A 24,448-nucleotide genomic window follows, 5' to 3' on the forward strand; every position below is an offset into this window, starting at 1 on the left:
GAATATGAGAGTCATCTCGTACAACCTCCGCAAGCACGCCGCCGCTCACGAGCTGGAGGAGCTCGTCGAGGCGAGGGGCGCGAACGTGCTGTGCCTCCAGGAGGCCGACACGGCCGCCATGCCGCAGCACATCTCAGGCCTCACGCTGGCCCGCGCCACGTCGCAGAACCGCCTGGGACTGGCGCTGTACTACCGCGAGAACATGTTCCAGCTGCAGGACGTCGTCACGCTCGAGCTCAAGAAGTCGCTGCACGACATCGTGCTCAAGCCCGCGCACGAGCGAGTGCTCGCCGCACGCCTGCGCGACATCGATGCCGGCCGCGACGTCATCATCGCGTCGTTCCACGCCGCGCCGCTGACCGCGTTGAACTCGCTGCGCCGGCACCAGATCCGCACGGCGCTGGCCGAGTTGCAGAAGATGGGCGAGGGAGTGCCGATTCTGATGGTCGGCGACTACAACTACCCGGTGTTCAAGGAGCGCCTGAGCGAGCGCGTGCGCCGTGCGGGCTACGACCTCACCCTCAGCGATTCACGCACCTATACGCGGTACCGCTTCTTCAAGGGACATTACGACTTCGCGACGTCCGTGGGTCTCGACATCGAGAAGGTCACGACGTTGCCGCAGGGTGCGTCGGATCATCTGCCGATCTTGATCACCGCGACATACAAGCAAGGGCACGAGGAATTCCGCTCGGCCAGCAACCCATCGCACGACGAGGAGTACGTCGCCGAGGATGGGCCGGCTACGGGCTGACGCGGTCGGGAACGCGCAAGAAGCGGTCAACTAAGCTGGGGTGTCCGCCTCCGCGCGGGCGACCGACGAAAGGATGCCGACCGCTGTGTTGAACGGGAGCGACGCCGAGCGTCTCGCTGAGGTCCGCGAGCGGACGAGATCCGCTCTCCGTGCTGTCATCGGCGAGGCGCGAGATGTCGCGATCCTCGACGCGCCGAATCAGCGTAATGTGGGCGATTCGCTCATATGGGAGGGAGAGCTCGCCTACCTGGAGCAGCTCGGTCTGCGCATCCGGTACGTGAGTGATCTCAACGGATTCGACGCGGCGGACCTGCGGCGTCGGCTTCCCCGCGACGGTATCGTGCTGCTGCACGGCGGGGGCAACTTCGGGGACCTCTGGATCGGCCATCAGGAACACCGCGAGAAGGTCGCTGCCGAGCTCACGGACTATCGCATGGTGCAGTTGTCGCAGTCGATCTTCTTCGCGGATGCGGAGCGCGCGGCGACCGCCAACCGGATCATCGGGCAGCACCCCGACTTCCACCTGCTGATTCGAGACAACCTCTCGATGGAGCGGGCGGCGAAGCTTCTCCCCGCCATCTCACGCACTTACTGCCCGGATATGGCGCTTGGTTACGATGCCAGGTTCTCCGAGGGAGTGCGCCGCAGCCCGAGCGAGGTGCTCGTGATCGCGCGCGCCGACCGCGAGTCGGCGTCCGGGTTGAGCAGGGTGGCGGGCGACTGGATCGCGCCGTACCCGCTGCACGTGACCGACTGGGGTCTGCACCGCGCCGATCCGCTGGGATGGCGCCTCGCTCGCGCGGTCCTGAAGGTGCAACGTCGTCTCGTCGCGGCGCGCCGGAGGCTGCCCGTCAAGACGCCGACGCTGCCGCAAGCACTTGTCCAGCGCGCGATCCTCGTCGTCAACAGGTCGAACGTCGAATCCGCGGTCGTGCTGTATGCATCGGCCCGCGCCGTGGTCGTCGACCGGTTGCACGCGCACGTGCTCGCGTTGCTGCTCGGGATCGGACACGTGATGCTCGACAACAATTACCGCAAGCTCGGTGCGGTATTCGACGACTACACCGGGGTCTTCTCGACAGCCAGCTACGTCACCGACCTCGATGAGGCCAGGTCGCGCGTGTATTCGATCGTGGAGGGCTGATGCTGGCGTTCATCACGAGCCTCCGCCATCCGGACAATGCGGCGGACTACCCCAGGATCGAGAGCCTTCTCGCGGAGACGCTCGCCTCTATCAGCCAGCAGTCGAGCGACGACTACGTCGTGATCGTCGTGGGCAACCGGGAGCCGTCGTTCATCCTGCCGCCGCGCACGCACTTCGTACCGGTCGATTTCGCGCCGCCAGCCGCGACGAACGGCCTACACGCTGACCGGGACGGGTTCGTGCGAGACAAGGGCACGAAGATCGGGATCGGACTGCTTGCTGCCCGTGCACACCATCCGTCGCACGTCATGATCTTCGACGCGGATGACTTCGTGCACCGCGACCTTGTTCAGTTCGTCCGCCGCGAGGTCGGCGCTCCCGGCTGGGTGATCGACAAAGGTTGGATCTACTCCCGCGCGCGCAACGGCTACCGCCGGCAGGACGGGTTCAATCGTACGTGCGGGACGTCATACATCATTCCGTTTGATGCATACAGAGTGCCCGAGGGGCTCTCCGTGACAGCGACGCAGCAAGAGATCGTCGATGGCTTCGGGGAGGTGCTGCCGAACATCATGGGGGCGCACCGCAACGCCGTGCAATGGCATAGAGATCGCGGGCGTGTGCTCACACCACTGCCTTTCCGCGGGGCGGTGTACCACGTCGATACCGGGGAGAACCACTCGGGCAAGGCGCTGCCGGGCATTGTGCGGCCCTGGGATCGGCGGCTTGCGGAAATGTTTGCGATCCAACCGCGACGGGGCGCGGTCGCGACGCTGTGGGCGAGCGTCGGGCCGATAGCGCTCGCACAATCGACGTCCAGCTTCGTTCGGCGCGTCGTCAAGGGCGTCGGTGCCCGTGCCCGGCGTCTGCTGCCGTCCGCGCGGAGCTGACCGGATGTCCACAGATGCGGGAGGTCCCGACGACCTTCGCCGGAATGTGACCCGTTCGATCGGCTGGGTGTTCGCGGAGCGATGGGGCTCACGGCTGCTGCAGCTGCTCGTGTTCGCCGTGCTCGCGCGGCTGGTCGCCCCCGAGGACTTCGGCCTGATCTCGCTGGCGACCTCGATCATCGCCGTGTTGCGTGTGATGGTCGACTCGGGATTCTCCAAGTCGCTCATTCAGCTCAAGGAATTGAAGCCGAAGGACGCCTCCACGGCATTCTGGACCTCGACGTCCCTTGCTGTGGTGGTTTACGCGGCGTTGTACCTGCTCGCGCCCGTGTTCGCCCTGTGGCTCGACACTCCTGCCCTGACCGACGTGCTGCGCGTGCTGGGACTGTCACTGCCCCTCACCGCGCTCTCACAGACGCCGGCGGCCATCCTCGAGCGCACCTTCGACTTCAAGATTCTGTCGGTGCGCCAGTTGATCGCAGCGACCGCCGGGGCGCTGGCGGCGATTCCGGTCGCATTGCTGGGCTACGGCGTATGGGCGCTGGTCACGCAGACGATGGGCGTGGCGCTGGTCTCGGTGGTCGTCTTGTGGGCGACGACGACCTGGCGCCCGAAGTTCGAGTTCTCGTTCGAGTCGCTGCGGCGCATCTGGCCGATCGGCCTGAGCATCATGGGCACCGAATTGCTCGATGCGATCCAGGGCAACCTGGACAAGCTGGTGATCGGCGCGTTCTTCAACGCCGAGATCCTCGGCTACTACTACCTGGCGCAGCGGCTCGGCACAATTCTGATGGAGCTGGTGACGACGGTCATCTCGCGGGTGTCCCTGACGACGTTCGCACGAGTGCAGGATGACCTGCCGCGATTGAACCGGATCTTCCGGCAGATGACTTTCGCGGCCGGTGTCATCGGCGTGCCGGTCTTCGCCCTGACCGCGGTTCTCGCGCCCCAGATCATCCCGCTCGTCTTCGGTCGCGGCTGGGAGCCGTCGATTCCGATTCTGTGGGGCCTCGCCGCCGGTTGGGCTCTCGCGGCAGTCATGTACTTCGATCGCACCGTGCTGCTGGCGCGAGGCAAGGCGAAGTCGGCGTTCTGGCTGTCCGCGCTGCAGAACGTCGTCGGAGTGATCCTGGTGTTCGCCCTGCTGCCGCTCGGAATCGTGGGGGTCGTGATCTCGCGGTGGGCGCGGGTCTTCGTGTGGCCGGTGCGGCTGTGGGTAATGCGGCGCGCGGTTCAGCTCGATGTCGGGCGCTATCTGTTGCAGATCGGGCGGGCGATCGTCGCGATCGTGCCCGCGGCGGGCGTCATCGGTCTGCTGCAGCTGACGGACTGGGCGCGCGGCCCATGGGCACCGCTCACGTTCGCGCTCCCGTTGGGAGTCATAGCCTTGGCTTCGTATGCGTTGCTCGTCTGGTGGATCGCCGGGGATGAGAACCGCGCGGTGCTGCGCCCGCTCGTGGCTGGCGTGATACGTCGCGTGCGCCGACGCTGACACGGCAACACGAAGTCGACAGCAGCTGCTCAGCGCGGCCCCGGAGCCGGTTCAGCGCCACAGGTCGAACGGGAACGCCGCGAGCAGCGCGTCGGCGTCCCACAGCGGGGCAAGCTCGCCGCCCAGCTCGATGGCCTCGTCGATGGTCGCGGCGATCCGCACTCCGTCGCGCCCCGTGCCGCGGTAGTAGTCGAAGTACTTGTGCATCGGCTCGGTCATAGGCGGCAGCAGCCGCGCGGGGATGCCGAATGACTCGGCGATCACGATGCCGTGCAGCGACGTCGCCACGACGAAGTCGCAACGCGCGATCCGGCCGATGACGTCGTGCACCGGGCCCTGCGGGTTGATGGCGCGGGGGTCGTCGGCGTAATGCTTCCAGTCGTGCAGGTTCGGCACCAGGCCGACCTCCTGACGCGGGCCGTCGACGTAGTGCTCGCGGGGCCAGAAGCGCGCCCACAGCAGGCCCGGGTCGCCGTAGACCTCGGGCACGTCGAACCCGGCTTCCGTGAGCACGCGTCGCGTCACGGGGCCGCGCACGGCGCGGACGTCAAGCGTGAGCCCGTCGGGCACGGTGCGCTTCTTGCCGTTGATGCCCGAGCCCCACACCACGTCCCCCGGCTGGGCGAAGTGCAGGATCGACCCGACGGTCAGCAGGCGGTGGTCGGCGCCCGTCGCGGCGTCGATGCCGGCGTCGGACAGGATGCGCTTGACCAGCATCGGTCCGAGCAGGTCGCCGAAGTTGTCGACCGGACGCTTGAAGGGCAGCCGACGCCCGATCGGACCCGAGAAGACGGGCTTCTCGGGGTTCCAGTGGACGACCTCCACAGCCATGTCGGGCTCCTTCCGTTCGCCTCCATCCCACCACACGCGCGCGCGGCGGCTCGCCGCACCCGGGCGCGCGCAGGGCACCGCCGTAGGCTGGGGGCTGGATGTTGCACTCGGGACATCCGGAGGGGGACGCACACGGATGAGCCGACACGGCGCGCCGATCACGGTCATGCAGCTGCTCGTCGACCCCGCGGTCGGGCCGAAGTCGTTCAACCCGTACACGACGCTGCTGGTCCGGGCTCTCGACCCGTCGCGGGTGCGCACGCGCTACTTCCGCTGGAAGGGCATGCTCACCGACGATTTCGACGTGCTGCACGTGCACTGGCCCGAGCACTTCACGCGGCACGCGCGCCCCGCTGTGCGCACCCTGAAGGCGATCCTGCTGTTCGTCTTCCTGCTCAGGATCCGCGTGCAGCGCAAGGCGATCGTCCGCACCGCGCACAACCTCAGGCCGCACGAGCAGGGCACGTGGGCTGAGCGCCGCGTGCTGGCCTACCTCGACCGGCACACGACGCTGTGGTTCGTGCTGAACGACGCCACGCCCGTGCCCGAGTCGCGCAAGGTGCTGATCCAGCATGGCCACTATCGCGACTGGTACCCGATGCCCCAGCCCGGGCAGCAGGTCGCCGGGCGGCTGCTGACCTTCGGGCTGATCCGCGCGTACAAGGGCGTCGACGATCTGGTGAGCGCGTTCCGCGACCTAGACGGCGCGGAGTGGAGCCTGCATGTGTGCGGGCGGCCCGATTCGGCCGAGACGGTGACGCGGCTCGAGGACCTGCGCGGCGAGGACGACAGGATCGCGCTCGATCTGCGATACGTGCCGGACGACGTGCTCGCGCAGGAGATCGCGGAGGCGGAGGTCGTGATCCTGCCGTATCGCGAGATCCACAACTCGGGCGTCGCACTGCTCGCGCTGTCGCTCAATCGTCCGGTCATCCTGCGCGACGCCGCGGCCACGCGCCTGCTCGCGGAGGAGTTCGGCGACGAGTGGGTGCACCGCTTCACGGGCGAGCTCACAGCCGAGACGCTGCGCGACAGCATCGCGGCGCTGCGCGCGGCCCCGCGATCGACCGAGGTCGACATGCGCTCGCGCGACTGGGGCGTGCTCGCCGGTGAGATGACCGCGGCGTACGGGCGCGCTGCGGAGCTCGCCCGATGAGCGCACCCGCACTGCATCGCGAGGGCTTCCGGTACGACATCCAGGGTCTGCGCGCCGTGGCGGTGGTGCTCGTCGTGCTCGACCACGCGTTCCACGTTCCCGCCGGCGGGTTCGTCGGCGTGGACGTGTTCTACGTGATCTCGGGCTTCCTCATCACCGGCCTTCTGCTGCGCGAACTCGACCAGACGGGGTCTGTCTCGCTGCGCGCCTTCTACGCCCGCCGCGCTCGCCGGATCGTCCCCGCGGCGGCGCTGGTGCTCGCCGTGACCACCGTCGGCGCGTGGATCGTGTGGTTCGCGCCGCGCGCGCTGCAGGTCACGCTCGACGCGCTGAGCGCCCTGTTCTTCGTCTCTAACTGGCACTTCGCCGAGCTCGGCACCGACTACCTGCAGGCCGAGGGCCCCGTCTCGCCCGTGCAGCACTACTGGTCCCTGTCGATCGAGGAACAGTTCTACGCGGTCTGGCCGCTCCTGCTGTTCGCGCTGTTCGTGATCCTGAAGGCGCGGCGTCGGCTGCTCGTCGTCGTGATCGTCCTCGCGATCGCCCTGGGGCTCGCGATCGCGGCGTACCGCACGGTGAGGGATCCGAGCGCGGCGTACTTCGAGACGTGGGGGCGTGTGTGGGAACTGCTGCTCGGCGCGCTGATCGCCTGCGTCGGAAGCGGGCCCGAGCGGCTCGGACGGGTCGCCTTCGGGCCGTGGGCACGGCGCGGGGTGTCGATCCTCGGTCTCGTGCTGATCATCGGCTCAGCGGTCGTCCTCACCCCCGAGTCGAGCGTGCCGTTCCCGGGCGTCATCCCCGCCGTGGTGGGCTCGGCGTTCGTCATCTGGGCGGGCGCGCCCACCGCGCGGCGTGGGCTGCTGGGAAACCCGGTGTCACAGTGGCTCGGCGACGTGTCGTACAGCCTGTACCTGTGGCACTTCCCCGTGCTGATCTTCGGGGTGGCGCTGTTCGGCGACTCCGTCTGGGTCGCGGTCGCCGCGATCCCGGTGATGCTGGCGCTCTCGGAGCTGTCGCGTCGCTTCGTCGAGCAGCCGGTGATGCGCGGCGGGTTCCTGCGACGGGCCGCGAAGGCGTGGAACCCACGGCGCTTCGTCGTGCGCGACGTGCTGTTCGGGCTCGCGGTGCTGGTCGCGATCGGCGCGCTGTCTGTCGCTCAGCTGAAGGGACCGGCGTGGGTCCGGTCCGGGGCGGATCTGGCCGATCGGATCGGGAACCAGCGCATCGAGACGCGGGAGACCGTGTCGGATCCCGTTCAGCGGGCAGCCGATGTGCAGAGTGCTCTCGACGCGGGCACCTGGCCCGCGGGGCCGGCGTCGGACCTGGAGGTGCTGTCGCTCGCGCAGCAGGGGGACGCGATGCTGCGCGATGCGCCCGGTTGTCGCAACAACGTGTTCGACGCGGCTCCACCGCTCGTGTGCGAACCGGCGGCCGCAGGCGACCGCGAGGCGATGGTCGTGGGCGACTCGATCGCGCTGTCGTGGGTGCCGACCGTGGAAGCGGCGGGCGATGAGGTCGGCTGGGTGACCTCCGCAGTCGGCTACGCCAATTGCCCACTGTTCGATGTCAGCGCCACCAACAACACGGATGAGCCTGGCTTCCGCGGGGCGTGCGCACATAGCCGAGACCGGATGATGGACGTCATCGAAGAGCGGTCGCCGGACATCCTCTTCCTGTCGGCGTCGGAGATCTCGCTCGAGTTCACCGAACTGCCGCTCGCCGAGGCGAAGGCGAAGTGGCAGGCAGGCGTGGAGCGCACGCTGAGCCAGCTGGCCGCGCTGCCGGATGCGCCGCAGGTCGTGGTGCTGGGCGATCCGCCGCGCGCGGGCAACATGCTGGAGTGCCCGGTGCGGGTCGGCGGCCCGGCGGCGTGCGCGGCTCCGGTGTCGGACACGTATCTCGCGAAGGCCGAGGCGGATCGCGCCGCGGTGGCGGCGTCATCCGGGGTGGTCTACGTCGACACGCTCGACTGGTTCTGCGCCGACGGGCGGTGCCCGGCATTCGCGGGCGAGCACGTCATCCGGATGGACGTCTCGCACCTGACGGATGCAGAGGGGCGCGCGCTCGGGCCGCTGCTCAGCGACGCGCTGCGCGACGCGGGACTCTGACCCGCGTCCTCGGCGGACGGTCGCGCTAGAAGGGCGCGGGTTCTCGCCCGAGGTCGGGCATCGCCACCTCGTCTAACGCTTCGAAGCGCACGACGGGCGTCGGTCTGTTGCTGTACACGCGGCCCAGCGGTGAGATCCACTCGGTGAGGCCGTCAGGCCCCTGTCTCTTCTGCCAATGGCTGTTGTGCTTGAGCCGATGGTGGGTCGGGCAGAGGTGGCTGAGATTGTCGACGTGCGTCGCGCCGCCTTCGGAGTACGCCTGCGTGTGATCGATCTCGGATCGCCGGACGGCCTGCCGGCAGCCGGGGAAGCGGCAGTGCTCGTCGCGTGCCGCGAGGAAGCGCTTCTGCGCCGCGGTGGGAACGTAGCCGTCGACCGTGCGGAGGCATCCGGTGTCGGTGTCGGTGAACAGCCTCGCCCATAGGGTCGATCCGCCGGCGAGGCGCTTCGCGGTTTCGGGGTCGATGGGTCCGTATCCGGAGAGGAAGGCCGAGTCGTCGCCGAGGCCGGTGATGGTGTCGACGGGGATCGTGATCTGCACGGTTGCGGTGATCGCGTCGAGTGCCTCGCCGCCGAGCGCGTCGATCTGCTCGAGCGTGCTGTGGCCGGTGAGCACGAGGTCTGCGAGCGTGTCGGAGCGGACGTTGTCGAGGGAACGCTCATCGCTGTCGTCGGCGGTGCGCATGGTGAGCCGTGCCATTTGGGTCACCCGGTCGTGAGCGCCGTAGATCACGGCGGCGGAACCGATCCACCTGAGCATCGCCGCGCCGTCCTCGAGCGATTCGACGCTGACGCCTCGCGCGTGCATCGCCTCGGCGCTGCGCTCGACGAGGGCCAGCGGCTCGATCCTGTCGGCGACGGCGCGAGCGAGCGTGCGCAGCGCGCCCGGAGTGAGCGACTCGGCGCGGCGCAGCACGTGCGCCTCGTACTCGGCGCGGCAGTCGTCGTCGTCGTCCAGCCGCTCGCCCGCGGCGACGATGACGCGGACGTGCGCGTCGGAGATCCGCCCCTCCTGGAAGAGCGCGAACGTGGCCGGGAACTCGGACACCAGGGTCGTGGCGTCGGACATCCGCGCGCGGATCGCGCCGTCGGATACACGGGTGGCGCAGGCTACCTCGGCGGCCATGGAGCGCAGCGTGAACTCGTACTTCGAGTCGGAGTCGGTGCGGCGCGCCTGGGCCTGCGCGATCTCGGCCAGGCCATACAGCGCGAGCGAGCGGCGGGCCTGGGCCTGGGCGATGATCCGCTCGGCCTCGACGTACTCGTCCAGCAGCGCGGACGCGCGCGCGGCTTCGTCGACCGTGAGGGCCGGCGGGTTCGCGTTCGCTGTCATACCCCTAGTCTCGCAGGGACCACCGACATTAGTGGAGACAGATACGAATCTGTGGAGAAGTTATCGCGATCAGATTCGAAACTGTGGTCGAGGCATCCGGGCATGACGAAGGCCGACAGGATCGGATCCTGTCGGCCTTCGTGGGGTGCTGTGTGTCAGGCCTGCTGACGGCGACGACGCAGCGTCGTCGCGGCGATGACCGCACCACCGGTGAGCAGCAGCGCCCCGCCGCCAACCCACAGGCCGGTCATGTCCGAACCACCCGTGGCGGCCAGGCCGGTGCCGGGGCCACCCGCGGCGGCCGGCAGAGCCAGGACCGCGGTCGCGACGTTGCCGCTGGTGGCACCCGTGGCGGTGACCGTGTAGCTGCCCGTCGCGTTGGCGGGGAGCGTGATGTCGGGGGAGACCGTGCCGTCGGCGGCGGCCGGCAGCGACGCGGTCTGCGTCTCGACTGCGGTGCGGACGATCGAGCCGATGGTCGCCTGGAGGGCGAACTCACCGGTCAGCGAGATCGTGACAGGCTCGCCAGCCTGGAAGCCCCCGAGCGCGACGGTGACGGTGCCGCCGGCGGTGACGGTCAGCGTCTGCGTGGGCGCATCGGTGGGCGGGGTGTAGCGCGTGGCGGCGGAGGCAGCCGCGGGCGCTGCAACAGCGAGCGCACCGGCGAGCACGAGCGCCGCAGCGGACTTCTGAAGCGACTGCTTCTTCATGGATGTGATCCTTCTTGGTTGAGGAGGAAGCTTTGTGAGGCGAGATGCAGAGAGTGCCTCATCGATGATTATTGGGGTAAAACGCAGGAATTGTCCACTCGGGCAATCTCGTGGTACCGGTACGTGGGAGTTGTCACCGTGCGGATGTCCGCTGTTCGTTTCGCAGTAAGGCTGACATCGAGGGTCGCGGTGCTGCCGGGCGGGGTGTCGCTCCACCAGGAGATCACCTGCCGGCCCTCGTGCGTGCCGACGAACGTCGCCTCGCCGGTCGACGCCTGACTTCCCGCGTACTGGGCGCCCTCGGGCAGGTAGACGTAGGTGATCGTGCGCTGCACGCCGATCGGCGTCCCGCCGACGTTCTGACCCGGATTCTGCGGATCGCGCGCCAGCATGTAATCCGGCAGCGAAGCCAGTTCATCCGGAATACCGCTTTGCAATTCGACCCGCACGGATGCGGTGGCCGTGTTTCCGGATTGCGTCGCATTACACCATTGCGCCGTTGTGCCGAGACTCATGTAATAGCTGAGCTTCGATCCGGTGCTGTCATTCACGTACACGCCGATGGGCGTGGATTCAGCGTCGCTCGCAGGCAGGGTGCCCTGCAGCGTCGAGCCGTCGAGCACCGCCTGCTCTTCCTCGTGCGCGCTCCACAGCAGCAGGCGGTTCTCGGATCCTGCGCGGCCGAGTCCCTGCAGCAGGGCGCCGGGATCGGGCGAGCCGTTGGTGAGGGCGTCGAAGATCGCGACCGTCGCTTCGGAGAAGAAGACGTCCTGCGCGACGGGGTCGGTGATCGTCCGGTACGAGTCGTTGAGCAGCATCGGCACCGCGTTATCGGCGGTGAGCGTAGGGCCGGAGGGCAGCGTCACCGGTCCGGTCGCGTTGAGCAGATAGGAGAGCGCGACGGGATCGAGCGAGATGACGCCGTCCACGTCGCCTCCACCTGCCGCCTTCCAGAATTCGGCGGCGAGCGGGGCTCCGGCGCGGAAGTCGGCGATCTCGGTCGTGTTCTGCACCCAGCGTCCGGGGTGATCGCCGAACACCGCGAGGATCTCGGGATCGAGCGGCACGATCGGCTCGGCGCGGTTCTCGAACGCCGTGGAGGACGCCTGCGCGCCGAGCTGGATGCGGCCGCCGTCGGTGTGCAGCACGGCGAAGGTGCCGGCGATGCCCCCGAGCGAGCGCCACTCGGCGTTGTTCTGGAACATCAGGAGGTAGTCGCGGGGGCCGTCGGCGCCGAGCATGGCGGGCACGAGGACCGTCGCATTGCGCAGCGCTTCGAGCGCGCCGGCCAACTCGTCGAGCTGTGCGACACCCTGCTCGACGGGTCCGCGGAGCGCGCCAAGGAGCGGAGCGGTGTCGATCGCCGCGGCGCGGTCGGCCGCATCGCGAGCGCGCGTCGCGGCTTGAGCGGAGACGTCGCGCGCTTCGACGAGTGGTGCCAGGTCGATCGCGCCGCTCGAGGGAGCGAGCGATGAGGGATCGAGCCCACCGAGTTGTCCGAGCAGCGGCGTCACGCTGTCGTCCACGACATCGTCGAGGCTCAAGGCGAGGGTGGACGCGGCGCGCAGCTGAGGACCCACCCACGGCAGGATCTCGAACGCGCGCCAGACGGGATCGCTCGTGAGGAGGCGGGCCTCCTCGGTGTTGTCCGCCAACTCATCCACCGTTGATGATGCGATGGACGGCGCGTTGATGAGTTCGGGCTCGATCTGAGAAGCGAGGGTACGAGCCTTCTCAATGTGCCACTCCGCGATCGCCCCGCGGATGCCGACCCATATGACCGCGATCAACAACAAGCCGAGAACGGTGCAGAACGCGAAGGGCAAGAGACTATGAGTTCTCGGACCAGAGGCCGACGTCTGGCCGAGCGTCATTCGAACAGGATACCGCTTCCAACTCTGAGCAAGATTGCACGTTCTAGCGAATTAGCGCCTCTGCCTCGATGACTACTAGCCGTGGCAATCCGCGCGTTCTGTCCCTAGTCCACACGCTTCCGTCTCCGTTTCTGACGCGTGTTCAAGACCAAGTGGCTCTGAAGGTCACGGGCGTACAAGCGACATGCTCCGGAGAGGGCGGGTCGCGGTCGTGCGTGTCGCTTCGTCTCTGAGGTGTGTGGGCGTCGACGTGTTGTGGTCGCTTTCGCGCGCGGGCATTCGCGCGGCGAGGGCGAGGCCCATCGCGAAGCTGAAGAGCGCTGCGCCCGCGGGCCATGCGAGAACGTCGAACGTGAGGAACAGCACTACGACAGCGACGAGCGGGATACGAGAACCTGCTCCGATTCGGAACCCGTGGACAATCGCGATCACGAGCAAGGCGAGTGCGACGACACCGCCGGTCGCGAGAGTGCTGACGAGTTGGTTGTCGATCGCATAGAAGGAACCGCTCTGAAGGAGGCCTTGGCCGAACAGGCGGGCTGTGGAGCCGTGCCCGCTGCCCAGAAGCACTTCGCCCGGAGTCTGACCGAGCAGCTTCGGGATCGCTTCGAGCGCACCAGAACGGTGGCTGACCGAGTCGCCCGTCAGGAAGTTCTGGACGATGCTGCCGGTGAAGAACCCGCTCGCCGCGAGGTAGACCACGAGTGTTAGTGCCGAGAACATGCCCACCGCAATGCGCGTCCAGAGCTTCCCGCCGATGGAGAACAGAATAACTGCGACCGCGACGATGAGCGCCGACCTGCTGCCAGTGGCGACGAGGCCCGCGATGAGAACCGCGGCGATCGCGACACGACGAGCTCCACGGGGGCCGCTCTTCCCAAGAGTGAGGGTCAGTGCGAGGAGGAGGAGCAGTGCCAGCATCAGCGGCTGACCGAGCGTCCCCTCGCCCCGAACCAGGCCAGGCAGGATCTGGTGCGGGTAGCTGACCGAGTTCCCCCAGAGCCGGGGTGCGATGCGGAGCATCTCAAGCACCGCATACGCAGCCTCTGCTGTGCTGAGGCCGATTATGAACCGCGCGATGGTCGTCACCTCCCCAGGCGAGGCGCTCACCATGACGACGACGACCGCTAGGGCGGGCAATGCGACGGTGACCCAGGCGCCGATCTCGGCGACTGCTGGGTGTAGGAGGGTCGAGAGCAGAAGCACCCCGAAATAGGCGATCAGGAGCCACATGCCCCGGGGATGTGCGGGACGAAGCGCGAAGAGCGCTACAGAAGCTCCGATGATAACGAGCAGTGCGACATTCTTGATCGTCTGGTTCTCGACGTAGAACGTTGGCACCAGCAACACCAGGGAAATCACGGGTACGCCGACGAACGCCGCCAGCCTATCGCGGCGGTAGGTCCCAAGGATGACCGCACCGAGGCTGGCGATCGCGAGACCGACAAGCGCCACGAGCACAGGGAAAGCGTACCCGCACGCGACGAGCACCCTGAGCTACTCGTGACAGAGATCGGATGCTGCGAGCAGAGCCACGCAAGCCTGTTGACCAGCTGGGGACTCCCGCCGAGCGGCAAAGTGGAGGTGTAGATCGCGAATTGACGGTGAAGCTCGGTGTTCAGCTTCAACGCGAACGGGCGTCGTACCGCTTTGTGGCTACCCGATTCTCCGATCGCGGCCTACTCTTGCCGGAGGACTAGCCGCCGACGATGAGTGACCATGTCCACATCACTCCAAGCAGAACGATGACAGTGAGTGCGATGGAAGCGTTGCGCCGCTGTCGCATGCGCACTAGTAGCACCGCGCCGGTAATCGCATCGACCGCCGCATATGCGCAGATCAGGGTGATGAGTTGAAATGTCTCCACGGTTGCGGAGATCACGGTGAGAACCGTGATGAGGGGAACTACAAGAATCGTGATTCGCGACACGTTGGCTGGAAGGAATCGATAAGCGGCCCGCTGTCCGACGGCGTTAGAGGCTGAGCCTGCGAGCCAAAGACCCACGCACATGGCAAGCGAAATCAGATCTGGCCTGAGCCACCAAGCCGCAGCGATGAGCGCCGCAGCGGCGGCAACTGCGCCCGCGTATAGCCACGAAAGAAACCGCATGCTGGGCTCGAGAGACGTCGAGGCCTGGTGCACGATGCGCGGCATGATCGCGTTGACGAACGTCGCCACGAGCGAGGCGACGATCTTCGCGGCGACGCTAAGCAGCGTCAGCATGGCGGGAGGGAGAATAACGGCCATCGATTGGATGATGGCGAGTCCGCCATAGCTGACGCCGGCCTTCGTCAGGAACCACCCCTCGGCGCGAGAGCCAGGTGTTCGCGCGTGGGGGAGTTCGTCCAGGGTGCGGTCGCCGATACGGTGCTTCCACATCGTGGCAAGCAGAACACCGTTGCCGAGAACCAAGGCAACGATCATCGCCAGGATGAGATCGGCTTTCTGAAGGGGAAGGAGCAAGGCGACAACGGCAAGACTGTTCGCGGGAATGGCGATTCCAGAGATCCAGTTCGGATCTCCACCGGCTTCGGCGGCCACGGCTCGGAACCAGAGCTTTGACTGAACGAACGCGTTCGCGATCGAAGCCAGGACGAGCGGGATCATCGCCGTGTCCAGCCGCTCGTTCATCCATAGCCATGCGCAAGCGCCGACGACGAAGATGCAAGCGAGCAGCGGCACCGAGTGCCTGACGACGGTGGCCTGCCTTTTCGAGATCCTGTCCCGATTCAGTAGCATCGGGAAGACAACGCCGACAATGACGATCTGCGTCGGAAGCATTCCCATGTTGAACAGATAGAGGTATGCGTCGGTGTGCTGATTGGGGCCAATTCGCCAGAGTAAGAGCGCGAGCTGCGCGACGCCGATGCCCTGCGAAGTAATCGACAGCAGTGGGGCAAGTGAGTGCGCCCAGTTCTTGATCACGAACGCCCGCCAACTGCGCGTCGAAGTCCACTCGAAGTCAGTATGCGAGTTACGCCATATGCCGCACCCCGGATGATGGCACCAGCCTTCGCTAGACGATTGTTCTCGTAGAGAAGAATCAGGGCAGTCTTCCGCGCGAGAACCATGGCCACGCCGAAAGGGCTGGTGCGGGGAGGTCGCAGGCCCGGCGGAGTCCGGCGATGCTTGATCGCGAAATGCACCATGTCGCGTGCCATGTGCTCAAGGCGCTGCGGCGGATAGTTGTAGATCACTCCGAGCCGACGCTTCTCTGCGCGGCCGATTGTGTGTGAGATCGCGGCGCGGTCGCTCCGCACGATCCGGTGTCCAGCGATGCGGAGTCGAGCGCAGTAATCGAAGTCGACGAAGTCGATGAACATGTCCTCGTCGTAGCCTTCCAAGTCCCGCCATGTCGACAGCCGTAACAGCGAGCCGGAGGAGATGCAGTAGTTCACGTCGACCTGTCCCCGCTGCGTCGTGCCGGTGCGCCGTTCCTGGACCGATGCGGTCGCAATGCCCACCGCGGGTTGCAACGTGTTCGAACGGAGGGCTTCGACAGAGCCGGCGCGGAGGACGGAGTCCTGGTCGAGCAGAAGCGCGAAGTCCATGCCGAGGCTCGACAGGTTCTCGAGGCCGGTGTTCAGCGCCCGGGCGATGCCGTGATTGCTGCCGAGTTCGACGAGCGTCGCGTCATGTGCGACGCAAAGACGCCGGACGTCAGCCACATTCGCGGAGCCATTGTCGACGATCAGCAGGGCAGACACCTCCCGCGCCGCGTGGCCAAGACACTCATCAAGGAGATCGATGTCGGGGTTATAGGTGACCACGACCGCGCCGGTATCGGGGCGAGTCATGCGTCTTCCGATCCCCGCGCAGGCGAAGCGTCCGGGAGGAGCTCGTTGAGAATGACGGCGAGTCGCGACATCAGGGCACGTCGCGAGTAGTGCTTTTCCCAATACGCGCGGATCGCCGAGCGGTTGTGCTTCTCGTCGATCACGTGGACGAGCTGCTCAAGTATGTCGCGATCACTGTCGGCCCAACGGACGTAGGTACCGTCGATGTATTCGCTCATGCCGACGTTGAGCGAGGCGACAACGGGAATTCCCAGCTGGAGGGCGCCGACAGTGAGCATGTGCCCCGCGGCGCGGCCGCCCTCCACCAGCGGCAAGTAAGCGACGTCGGCCGCGCCGAGGAGGCGGCCGAACTGCTCCTGAGGGAGGCGGCCATGGCTCACAACGCTATTGCGGCCACGCGCCATCTCACCAGGCTCTGTGCCGACCGCGATATCAAGACGGGTCGGCAACGGAGAGTTGAGCACTTCTGTAATGAGGTGATCTATGAGAGCGCCGTCCCGGTCGGAAGAGCCGCCGATGAATATACGTCTCTGCTCACTTGGCTTCCGAAGCGGAGCGAAGTCATAGGGGAAGGTGTTGCCGTAATGCGTGAAGGTGGCTATTCCGCCCTCGGCCGCCCACGCTTCGGCTTCGACCCCCGTCCAGGTGATCACCGGTGTGCGACGCAGGATGTTGCGTAGCATCTCCCACTGCCGGGTACCGGACGCCGCGTATAGGCCGGTGACGACGAGCGGGCCGCGACGGATTGCGCGTAGCGCGACGCCGATCCACGGATTGGTCGCGAGGGTGAGGTCGGTGCGTCGATGGAAGAGCGACTTCGCCGTGACAAAGACTGCGTCTGCGCCGAGGCCGAGGGCCCGGCTGCCAAGACGACGGCCGTCGGGCCGCGCGCGATCCAGGGTGACGATGTCGCTGACCTGCTCGATTTGGTGCCACTCCGCGGCCGCCGCGCGGGGGCCCAGGGTCACCACCATGACACTCATCTTCTCTGTCCGATCAGATCCGACCAGCTCTCCCGGCTACGAGTCCGATACTCGGTCCGCAGCGCGGCAACATCCTCGGCGGACATTTGCAAGGCGGCTCTCACTGCCCGGACCCACGATTCCACGGAGTCGGCTGCCAGCAACGACTTCGCATCCCCCAGGAGATCCGCTAGCGCGGAGGAGCGCGGGCCGACGACGGGCACCCCGTTCTCCAGTGCCCTCACAGCGACACCACTCTGATAGAAGCGGCGATACGGGATGAGGACGACGTTCGCGTCGCCGATCTCGCGCGTGAACTCCGCCTCTGATAGGAAGCGCGCCTCGACGTCCCAGCCCGGCAGCTCAGGCCAGCCCTTTCCGGCAATCCGCAGGTCGACGGCGTCATGCATCTGCTTTGCCAGTTCGAGGAGGAGCTCACTGTCGCGCTCGGACTTGTACTGTCCGAGCACGGCGATCCGCGGACGCGCATTTCGTTCTGGGCCGACGACTGCCGCCCCGAAGCGAATCGGATGCAACACCTGCCCGACGCGATTCGCCGGCAGCGTCCGCGTGACTTCTTCGAGGGCGCGTTTGCTGTGCGCGATGACAGTCACGCCCCGTCCGAACAATCGCGCAACGGCCTTCGCCCCTGAGCCGTAACCGACAGCGCGCACCAGTGGCGTCGGATCGTGCATGATCAGCGCTCCTCGTCCGCAGATTGCTTTGAGCAGAAGGACATCGAAGAAGCCGAGGACCGGCCAGAGGACAATGATCTGTCCGCCTGGCTTCCGAAGGCGACGCGCCTGCGCGAGAGCTCTTACGTGATTCGTCAGCCACTTGGCACGGCTGATTCCGCCGAAGGAGGGCTCCGCGTACGCGATCTCTCGGACCTCGCCGAAGTCCGGCCCGATGGTCTCACGCAACTCGATGCCGTAGTGGGCGAGCGCCCCGCGGAGCGGATTCACGATGACAGTCGCAGCTCGGCGATCAGGTAGCGGAGCACGTGCCCCCTCCCATAGGCGCCGAATCCCATGGATGTCTCGGGAACGGACCAACTGGAGCATGCGGCGCGCCAGCCCATAACCGACCCCCAGCGTGCGCCTCGCGATGTTGCCATGCTTGCGAGCAAGCAAGCGTGTGTTCCTCGCAAAGTAGAACGGAGGGGTGCCCCCCGTGCTCTGCCAGGCGCTTGCACGGTGCACGCTCAGAACACGCCATCCGGCCGCGGCGAGGCGGAGATGAAGATCTACTTCTTCCACGTACATCACAAACGTCTCGTCGAACATCTCAGCGGGAAGCGCCTCATCGCGGTACATCACCAACGCGCCATCGACCCACTTACTGATCGAGACCTCCGATACCGCGTGCGCTCCTCGATGATGGAAGGGAAGTCCGCTCAAGGGACGGAGGCCGCCGCCGGTTGACCACACTGTGGCCTGACCTGGCTGGTTTTCCGTATGAAGTGTGGGACCCGCGGCGGCAGCAAGAGGATCTTCAGTCAGCGCTGCCTTGAGCAGCGAGATGCAGTTCGACTCGAGGCGCACTTCGTGCGTGCTGATCACGAGAAAGTCGTATGTGAGTCCTCGTTGCTTTAGGTAAGCTCGCCCGGCATTCGCAGCAGCACCGTATCCGTGATTCTCGACGAAGAGGACCTCGGTCGCTGACGGGAGCGCGCGGACGAGATCGTCGTCACGGTCAGGCATATCCGAGTTGTCGACCACGACGATATGGGCAGGCGCAACGCCCTGATCGACGAATCCGGCGACAACTGCCCCGATGCCGGAATGCCGTCGATGATGGACGACAACTACCGCGACGTCCCGCATGTGCGGTTGCTCCTTCACTCTCGTAGCCAATCGTGCGCGACGCGCCTGCCATCGACGACAGGGAGCGCCCTCCGAACGACCTGCGGATCGAGTGGAGCCTGCAGCGCAGATAGCATTGCTTCGGCGAGCTGGCTCACGTATTCGATCACTACGTGCCCCTGGTCGTCGAGCCACGCCGCGAGGCCAGTCTCCCTGGTGGTGACCACTGTGAGTCCGTGCTGGAGTGCCTCCTTGATGGGAAGTCCGACTTGCTCTCTCCAGCGACCGTCCCTCACCGAGGGGGCGGCGAGCACCCGATGGTTTGCGTAGATTTCCGGTAGCTCGATGTGCGGAACATGGCGGCGATACGTGCGTCGCGTCGGATTTCGCTCGGCCCACTCCTGCACGGCCGCACGTTCCGGCCCGTCGCCGATCACCGTGATGCTCGCGTGGCATCGCGCCTCGATCGCTTCCCACGCGGCAAGCAGCTCGTGGATGCCCTTACGGTGCTCGAGCCTGCCGACAAACAGCGCATCCGAGGCGCTCCCGGAAGCAGAGCGCGCTGCGGGGGCCGCGAGCTCGAGGAAGAGGCGAGTCCGCGGGCGGGCGCCACGCGTCAGAGCCGCGTATGTCCGTTGCGCGTCGGGGGTGCCGTAAGCGAGTCGGTCGAACAGCAACGCGACCATCGCGGCAAGAGGCTTCGTCAGCGCCCACCGAAGTGAACGCCCGCGATATGACATCAGGGTGCTGAGCTCGCTGTTCTCGATGCAATACGAGACGACGAGAGGGCGGGCCCCCGGTACGATCCGTGCCGCGGCGCCTGCCACTGCCGTGAGCGGTAGGGCGCGCAGCCACAGTGGCTCGGGCAATTCGACCACGGTCGGTCGGAGGTGACGCAATGTCCGGGCCACGGACCAGAGAGTCACCTGTCGGCAGTAATCGGGCATGGCCTCGCGCAGGTCGGGGTTGGTGTGCCGGTAGAGCACTATCTCAGTGGGGTCCCAGACATGGCGTGCGAGGTGTGCCGCCCGAAGTTCCGGTATGACTCGCACCGACAATCGACGATCGCTATCGGTGTGCATACTCATTGACCCTTGGGTGGTTCGAGCTCGGAATGACAAGCCCGCGTGCGTAGTTAGCTCCTGAATCGCGTACTCAGCGAAGAGGGGCGCTCGCGTGTCCCTCGGCTCGATGATCGATCCGTGCCTCCGCCAAGTTCATCAGCGAGTTCTCGTACAGCGCGTTGACCACGTCCCACGTATACACGCCGACGGCGCGCTCAGCGGCGCCTTCGGCCAGCGCGGTCTGGAGTTCGGTGTCGGTCAGCACCTGACGAACGGCGGCGGCGATCGCGATGGCGTCGGGCTGCGTGAAGACCGCCGCCTCGCCGAGCACCTCACGGTTGTAGACCGTGTCGCGCGCGATCACCGGGGCGCCCAGAGCCATCGCCTGCACGAGTGCGGGGTTCGTGCCGCCGACGCTGTGGCCGTGGAAGTACGCGCCGGCGTGCTGCCACAGCGCGTGCAGGCGGTCGTCGTCGCTCACGTGGCCGAGCCAGCGCACGCGCGGCTCGCGGGCCGCCAGCTCGCGCGCGTGGTCATCGAAGTCGCTGCCGTATCCGCTCGACCCCACGATCACGACGTCCGTGTCGACCGCGAGCCGCTCGGCGGCGTCGAAGAACTCGGCGACGGAGTTCTCGGGCACGAAGCGGGCGACGTAGAGCGCGTACTCGCGCGAGGTTAGGCCGGGCTCGACCGGGAGCGGGTCGCGGGTGTCGCCGCCATATGGGATGAAGTCGCCGTCGCGACGGAACTCGGCGTGCCAGCGGCGCGCGATCTCCTCGGAGTCATAGACCAGTCGGCTGCCCCAACGGGCGGCGGCGTGCGCGCCCAGCTTGAAGACGGCCTTGGCGATGCGGCCCCACTTGGCGCGCTCCCACTCGATGCCGTCGACGTTCACGAGCGTGGGGATGCCGCGCATCGCCAGCAGCGGCAGGATGAAGCCGTTGGCCACGTTCATCACGATCGCCAGATCGGGCTTGCGGCGCATCGCGTCGAGTGCGGAGAAGAACCCGTAGGAGAGGGTGCTGAACGACTTCGTGTCGATGCCCCGGGTGATCACCGAGCGCACGCGCGGATCCAGGTCGATGTCGTCCGGCGCGACCGCGCCCTCGCGGCCGTAGACAGTGACGTCCCAGCCGCGGTCAGCGAGGTAGGGAGCGAGCTTGCGGACGGCCGTCTCGAAGCCGCCGTAGTAGCTCGGGTAGCCTCGCGTGCCGATGATCGCGACCGATCTCGTAGTCGAGCGGTGGTCGGCCTGAGGCATTTGGGGCATCCTTCGGGGGAGAAATGCATACGCCGTGGTTGCGGCGGGTATCAGCGGGGGGAGCGGGGCCGTCCTCGTTGAATGCCCAATCATGAAGGTTAAACGCTCGTGACAAACGCCGTGTCCCTATTCTGATATGTTGCCCGCTGCCCGGGCACTTTGACGCGATGATGTCCCACTTATCGAGATCACGCGAGCATTGTCCCGATGAGCGCAAGGCCGACGGCGCTCGCGTTGAACACGACATGAGTCAGCACCGCGCCCCAGATGCGACCCGTCAGCAGGACGAGCAGCGCGCACGTGAGCCCGACGAACGTGAGCGATACGGGCTCGGCCCACGACGCCATCCCGCTGATCGCGTGGAGCGCGACGAATGCCGCCGTCGAGGCGACGAGGGCCAGCGCGCCGCCGTCGAGGCCGCGGCGCGCGAGGCGGAACACCGCGACGAGGACGACACCGCGGAAGAGGAACTCCTCGAGCAGGGGCGCGATCGCCACGGGCCCGACGAGCGAGGTCAGCCACCAGAGGTCGGGGAGTCGCCCGTCGACAAGCGGATACGTGGGAAAAGCGCCGCTGTCACCGGCGGCGACCGCGAACCAGCCCTGGATGATCCTGAGCGCACCGCCGAGCACGATCGCGTAGAGCACGTCCACCCAGCGGAATCGCAGCAGCCCGCGCGGGCGGCTGCGGCGGAAGGCGAGGACGACCGGCGCGGCCATGCCCGCCCACATCGCCAGCGCGCTCATCAGCGATCCGGCAGTGGTCGGGATCAGCGTGCGCAGCAGGATGGATGCGATGGCGCCGCCGCCCACGCAGAGGGCCGCCCATGCCAGCAGCTCGGTGTCCCAGCGACGTGCCGTGCGGCTTCCATCCCGCCACGTGCGAGTGCTCGAGACGTGCGAAGAACGGCGCGAGGGCGGATCGATCTTCGCAATGCGAGCCTGGATATCGGCACCGCCCGGTTCGCTCGCATTCTGCGGATTCATGGGACCTCGATTCGAGCGATAACATCGCGGGACAAGCAGGATTAAACGTAGCCGGGAGGCGGTGATGTTGCGGATTCTCACGGTGTGCACCGGCAATGTCTGCCGTTCTCCGCTGGCCGCGCTGCTTCTCGCGGAACGGCTGAAGGGCCTTCCCGTGATGGTGGAAAGCGCCGGAATGCGCGCGCTCGTCGACGAGCCGGCGACCGAGGAGACCGGCCGCATCGCGCTCGAGAGCGGGGTCGCCCCCGAAGCCCTCGAGGCGCACCGCGCCCGCTTGGCCGTCGAGTCGGTCCTGGGTGACGCGGACCTGATCCTGGGCATGGCGCGCGAGCATCGGCACGCGATCGTCGACCTCGTGCCGAACCGCCTCCGCGCCACGTTCACGCTGCGCGAGCTCGCGCGCCTCGGCCGCGAGGCGACCGACGCCGAGCTCGAGGAGGCCGTGGCCGGCATCGCCGATCCGCAGGAGCGACTGCGGCGCGTGCTCGCATTCGTCTCGAGCCTGCGCGGCGTGATCGACCCGCCGCCCGCGGCCGTCGACGACGACGTGATCGACCCGTACCGCCGCCCGTGGGAGACGTATGTGCTGAGCGCGTCCCAGCTCATCCCGGCCATCGAGGACGTGGCCCGCGTCATCCGCGTCGCGGCGGGAGGACCGGCCGCCTCCCACACAGTGGCGGCGTGAGATGACCACCCGCCGCGTCAGCGGCACAGCGCCCGGGCACTCCCGTTCCCGTGTGGGAATATGGGCGTCGATCGAAAGGCACTCGTGGAACTGAGCGACTACATCCGGATCCTTCGAAAGAACTGGATCATCATCGTCGTGATCGCCCTCGTGGGCGTCGGGGCCGCGGCGGTGTACTCGTTGACGCGTACGCCACTGTACGAATCGACGAGCGAGATCTTCGTCTCGTCGCAGGCGGGTGCGACGATCGGCGAGCAGCAGCAGGGCAACATGTACACGCAGCAGCGTGTGACCTCCTACGTGCAGCTCGCGACCGCGCCGAAGGTGCTCGATCCCGTGATCGCCGACCTCGGGGTGCCGGTGACCGCCGCTGAGTTGGCGGAGGCCGTCGCCGTGAGCAGCCCGCTCGACACGACGATCGTGCGGATCACCGTCACCGACGCGTCCGCCGCGCTCGCCGCGGACGTCGCCAACTCCATCGCCTCCGAGCTCACCGCCGCGATCGACGAGGTCGAGACCCTGCCTGGCACCGAGACGAGCCCGGTGAAGGTGACCCCCATCACGTCGGCTGTTCCCGCCGAGACCCCGGTGAGCCCCAACGTGCCGCTCAACCTCGCTCTCGGTGCGCTCGTGGGCCTCGCGCTCGGTGTCGCCTTCGCGGTCCTGCGCACGGTACTCGACACCCGCATCCGCTCCAGCCGCGACATCACGGCGCTCACCGACCGTGCGATCATCGGCGCGATCCCGCTCGACCCGCGCGCCAAGGAGCGGCCGATCATCCTGCAGGCAGATCCGCTCAACCCGCGCAGCGAGGCGTTCCGCGCGCTGCGCACGAACCTGCAGTTCCTCGACTTCGAGGGCGGCAAGAGCTTCGTGATGACCTCCAGCATGCCGAGCGAGGGCAAGTCGACCACCGCCGTGAACCTGGCGATCGCGCTCGCGGATGCGGGCAAGCGCGTCGTGCTGATCGACGCGGATCTGCGCAAGCCGAAGGTGGCCGAGTACCTCGGCATCGAGGGCGGCGTGGGCCTGACCGACGTGCTGATCGGCCGCGCCGAGCTCACCGACGTGCTGCAGAAGTGGGGCCGCAGGTCGCTGTACATCCTGCCGTCGGGCAAGATTCCGCCGAACCCGAGCGAGCTGCTCGGCTCGGCGCAGATGGCCCAGCTGCTCGAGGACTTCAGCCGCGACGCCGACATCGTGATCCTGGATGCGCCGCCGCTGCTGCCCGTCACCGACGCGGCCGTGCTCGCCAAGCGCACGAGCGGCGCGATCCTGGCGGTCGCCGCGAACTCGACGCACCGCAACCAGCTCGCCGGCGCCCTGGACGCGCTCGAGACGGTCGACGCGCGCGTCGCGGGTCTCGTGCTGACCATGGTGCCCACGCGCGGTCCGGATGCCTACGACTACGGCTACGGGTACGGCTATGGCTACGGGTACGCCGCCGAGGAGGCGCCGCAGTCGGGCCGCGAGCGCCGTCGCGCGGCGAAGGCCGCTAAGGCGGCGCTGGCCGCCCAGACTGCGCACCACGCGGCCCCCGAGGGCGCTCGACGCCGCTCGAACGCGGCTCAGAACGTCCGAGACTCGGCCTGACC

The 24,448-nt window shown here is 67.2% G+C and carries 20 protein-coding genes; 8 read left to right on the forward strand and 12 right to left on the reverse strand.

The genetic code is table 11. From position 1 onward, the window contains the following. The first annotated feature begins 4 nt into the window (after positions 1-4). The 4 genes from AAD528_RS14180 to AAD528_RS14195 are packed head-to-tail and all read left to right on the forward strand — an operon-like array spanning position 5 to position 4,280. On the forward strand, positions 5-754 hold the full coding sequence (locus AAD528_RS14180; RefSeq protein ID WP_345752727.1) for an endonuclease/exonuclease/phosphatase family protein: 750 nt from the start codon (positions 5-7) through the stop codon (positions 752-754). A 40-nt stretch (positions 755-794) separates the two neighbouring features. Continuing rightward, the gene (locus AAD528_RS14185) at positions 795-1,898 is read left to right on the forward strand and encodes a polysaccharide pyruvyl transferase family protein (protein WP_345752728.1); all 1,104 of its coding nucleotides are present in this window, start codon (positions 795-797) and stop codon (positions 1,896-1,898) included. Beyond that, positions 1,898-2,788 carry a hypothetical protein gene (locus AAD528_RS14190; protein ID WP_345752729.1) on the forward strand — a complete coding sequence of 297 codons (891 nt, stop codon included), beginning with the start codon at positions 1,898-1,900 and terminating at the stop codon, positions 2,786-2,788. The genes AAD528_RS14185 and AAD528_RS14190 overlap by 1 nt, the downstream gene beginning before the upstream one ends. 46 nt (positions 2,789-2,834) lie before the next feature. After that, positions 2,835-4,280, forward strand: coding sequence for a lipopolysaccharide biosynthesis protein (locus AAD528_RS14195; protein ID WP_345752730.1), 1,446 nt, complete (start codon positions 2,835-2,837; stop codon positions 4,278-4,280). A 51-nt stretch (positions 4,281-4,331) separates the two neighbouring features. Here AAD528_RS14195 and AAD528_RS14200 read toward each other — a convergent pair whose 3' ends face one another. Further along, positions 4,332-5,111: a polysaccharide pyruvyl transferase family protein gene (locus tag AAD528_RS14200; RefSeq protein WP_345752731.1), complete on the reverse strand. Its 780-nt coding sequence runs from the start codon at positions 5,109-5,111 to the stop codon at positions 4,332-4,334. 136 nt (positions 5,112-5,247) lie between these two features. On the opposite strand from AAD528_RS14200, the gene AAD528_RS14205 reads away from it, so the two are divergent. Both AAD528_RS14205 and AAD528_RS14210 read left to right on the forward strand, forming a co-directional pair. Beyond that, the gene (locus AAD528_RS14205; RefSeq protein ID WP_345752732.1) at positions 5,248-6,267 is read left to right on the forward strand and encodes a glycosyltransferase; all 1,020 of its coding nucleotides are present in this window, start codon (positions 5,248-5,250) and stop codon (positions 6,265-6,267) included. Then, positions 6,264-8,375, forward strand: a complete 2,112-nt coding sequence (locus tag AAD528_RS14210) for an acyltransferase family protein (protein WP_345752733.1) — start codon at positions 6,264-6,266, stop codon at positions 8,373-8,375. Before AAD528_RS14205 ends, AAD528_RS14210 begins: the two co-directional genes overlap by 4 nt. A gap of 25 nt (positions 8,376-8,400) precedes the next feature. Here the strand turns inward: AAD528_RS14210 and AAD528_RS14215 are convergent, their stop codons facing one another. The 11 genes from AAD528_RS14215 to AAD528_RS14265 all read right to left on the reverse strand — a co-directional run bounded on the left by AAD528_RS14215 (position 8,401) and on the right by AAD528_RS14265 (position 22,168). Then, positions 8,401-9,708: an HNH endonuclease signature motif containing protein gene (locus AAD528_RS14215; RefSeq protein ID WP_345752734.1), complete on the reverse strand. Its 1,308-nt coding sequence runs from the start codon at positions 9,706-9,708 to the stop codon at positions 8,401-8,403. 155 nt (positions 9,709-9,863) lie between these two features. After that, positions 9,864-10,418: a hypothetical protein gene (locus AAD528_RS14220; RefSeq protein WP_345752735.1), complete on the reverse strand. Its 555-nt coding sequence runs from the start codon at positions 10,416-10,418 to the stop codon at positions 9,864-9,866. Between the two features lie 68 nt (positions 10,419-10,486). Further along, positions 10,487-12,292, reverse strand: coding sequence for a DUF4012 domain-containing protein (locus tag AAD528_RS14225; protein WP_345752736.1), 1,806 nt, complete (start codon positions 12,290-12,292; stop codon positions 10,487-10,489). A gap of 165 nt (positions 12,293-12,457) precedes the next feature. Beyond that, the gene (locus tag AAD528_RS14230; protein WP_345752737.1) at positions 12,458-13,753 is read right to left on the reverse strand and encodes an O-antigen ligase family protein; all 1,296 of its coding nucleotides are present in this window, start codon (positions 13,751-13,753) and stop codon (positions 12,458-12,460) included. A 235-nt stretch (positions 13,754-13,988) separates the two neighbouring features. Further along, a complete protein-coding gene (locus tag AAD528_RS14235; RefSeq protein WP_345752738.1) occupies positions 13,989-15,218 on the reverse strand; it encodes a hypothetical protein in 1,230 nt (409 codons plus the stop codon). Then, positions 15,215-16,090: a glycosyltransferase gene (locus AAD528_RS14240; protein ID WP_345752739.1), complete on the reverse strand. Its 876-nt coding sequence runs from the start codon at positions 16,088-16,090 to the stop codon at positions 15,215-15,217. Before AAD528_RS14240 ends, AAD528_RS14235 begins: the two co-directional genes overlap by 4 nt. Beyond that, the gene (locus AAD528_RS14245) at positions 16,087-17,064 is read right to left on the reverse strand and encodes a glycosyltransferase family protein (protein WP_345752740.1); all 978 of its coding nucleotides are present in this window, start codon (positions 17,062-17,064) and stop codon (positions 16,087-16,089) included. Before AAD528_RS14245 ends, AAD528_RS14240 begins: the two co-directional genes overlap by 4 nt. Before the next feature lie 5 nt (positions 17,065-17,069). After that, on the reverse strand, positions 17,070-18,878 hold the full coding sequence (locus tag AAD528_RS14250) for a glycosyltransferase (RefSeq protein WP_345752741.1): 1,809 nt from the start codon (positions 18,876-18,878) through the stop codon (positions 17,070-17,072). A gap of 14 nt (positions 18,879-18,892) precedes the next feature. Further along, positions 18,893-19,945, reverse strand: a complete 1,053-nt coding sequence (locus AAD528_RS14255; protein ID WP_345752742.1) for a glycosyltransferase family 4 protein — start codon at positions 19,943-19,945, stop codon at positions 18,893-18,895. Positions 19,946-20,012: 67 nt separating this feature from the next. After that, a complete protein-coding gene (locus AAD528_RS14260) occupies positions 20,013-21,182 on the reverse strand; it encodes a glycosyltransferase (RefSeq protein WP_345752743.1) in 1,170 nt (389 codons plus the stop codon). A gap of 188 nt (positions 21,183-21,370) precedes the next feature. Further along, complete coding sequence (locus tag AAD528_RS14265; RefSeq protein ID WP_345752744.1) at positions 21,371-22,168, reverse strand: CPBP family intramembrane glutamic endopeptidase; 798 nt, start codon at positions 22,166-22,168, stop codon at positions 21,371-21,373. Between the two features lie 82 nt (positions 22,169-22,250). On the opposite strand from AAD528_RS14265, the gene AAD528_RS14270 reads away from it, so the two are divergent. After that, positions 22,251-22,853 (forward strand): arsenate reductase/protein-tyrosine-phosphatase family protein, encoded by a 603-nt coding sequence (locus AAD528_RS14270; RefSeq protein WP_345752745.1) that lies wholly within the window; start codon positions 22,251-22,253, stop codon positions 22,851-22,853. Positions 22,854-22,913: 60 nt separating this feature from the next. Then, positions 22,914-24,446, forward strand: coding sequence for a tyrosine-protein kinase domain-containing protein (locus AAD528_RS14275; RefSeq protein ID WP_345752746.1), 1,533 nt, complete (start codon positions 22,914-22,916; stop codon positions 24,444-24,446). Positions 24,447-24,448 lie beyond the last annotated feature (2 nt).

This window comes from Microbacterium rhizophilum, assembly GCF_039605615.1.
In the GTDB taxonomy this organism is placed as follows: Bacteria; Actinomycetota; Actinomycetes; order Actinomycetales; family Microbacteriaceae; genus Microbacterium; species Microbacterium rhizophilus.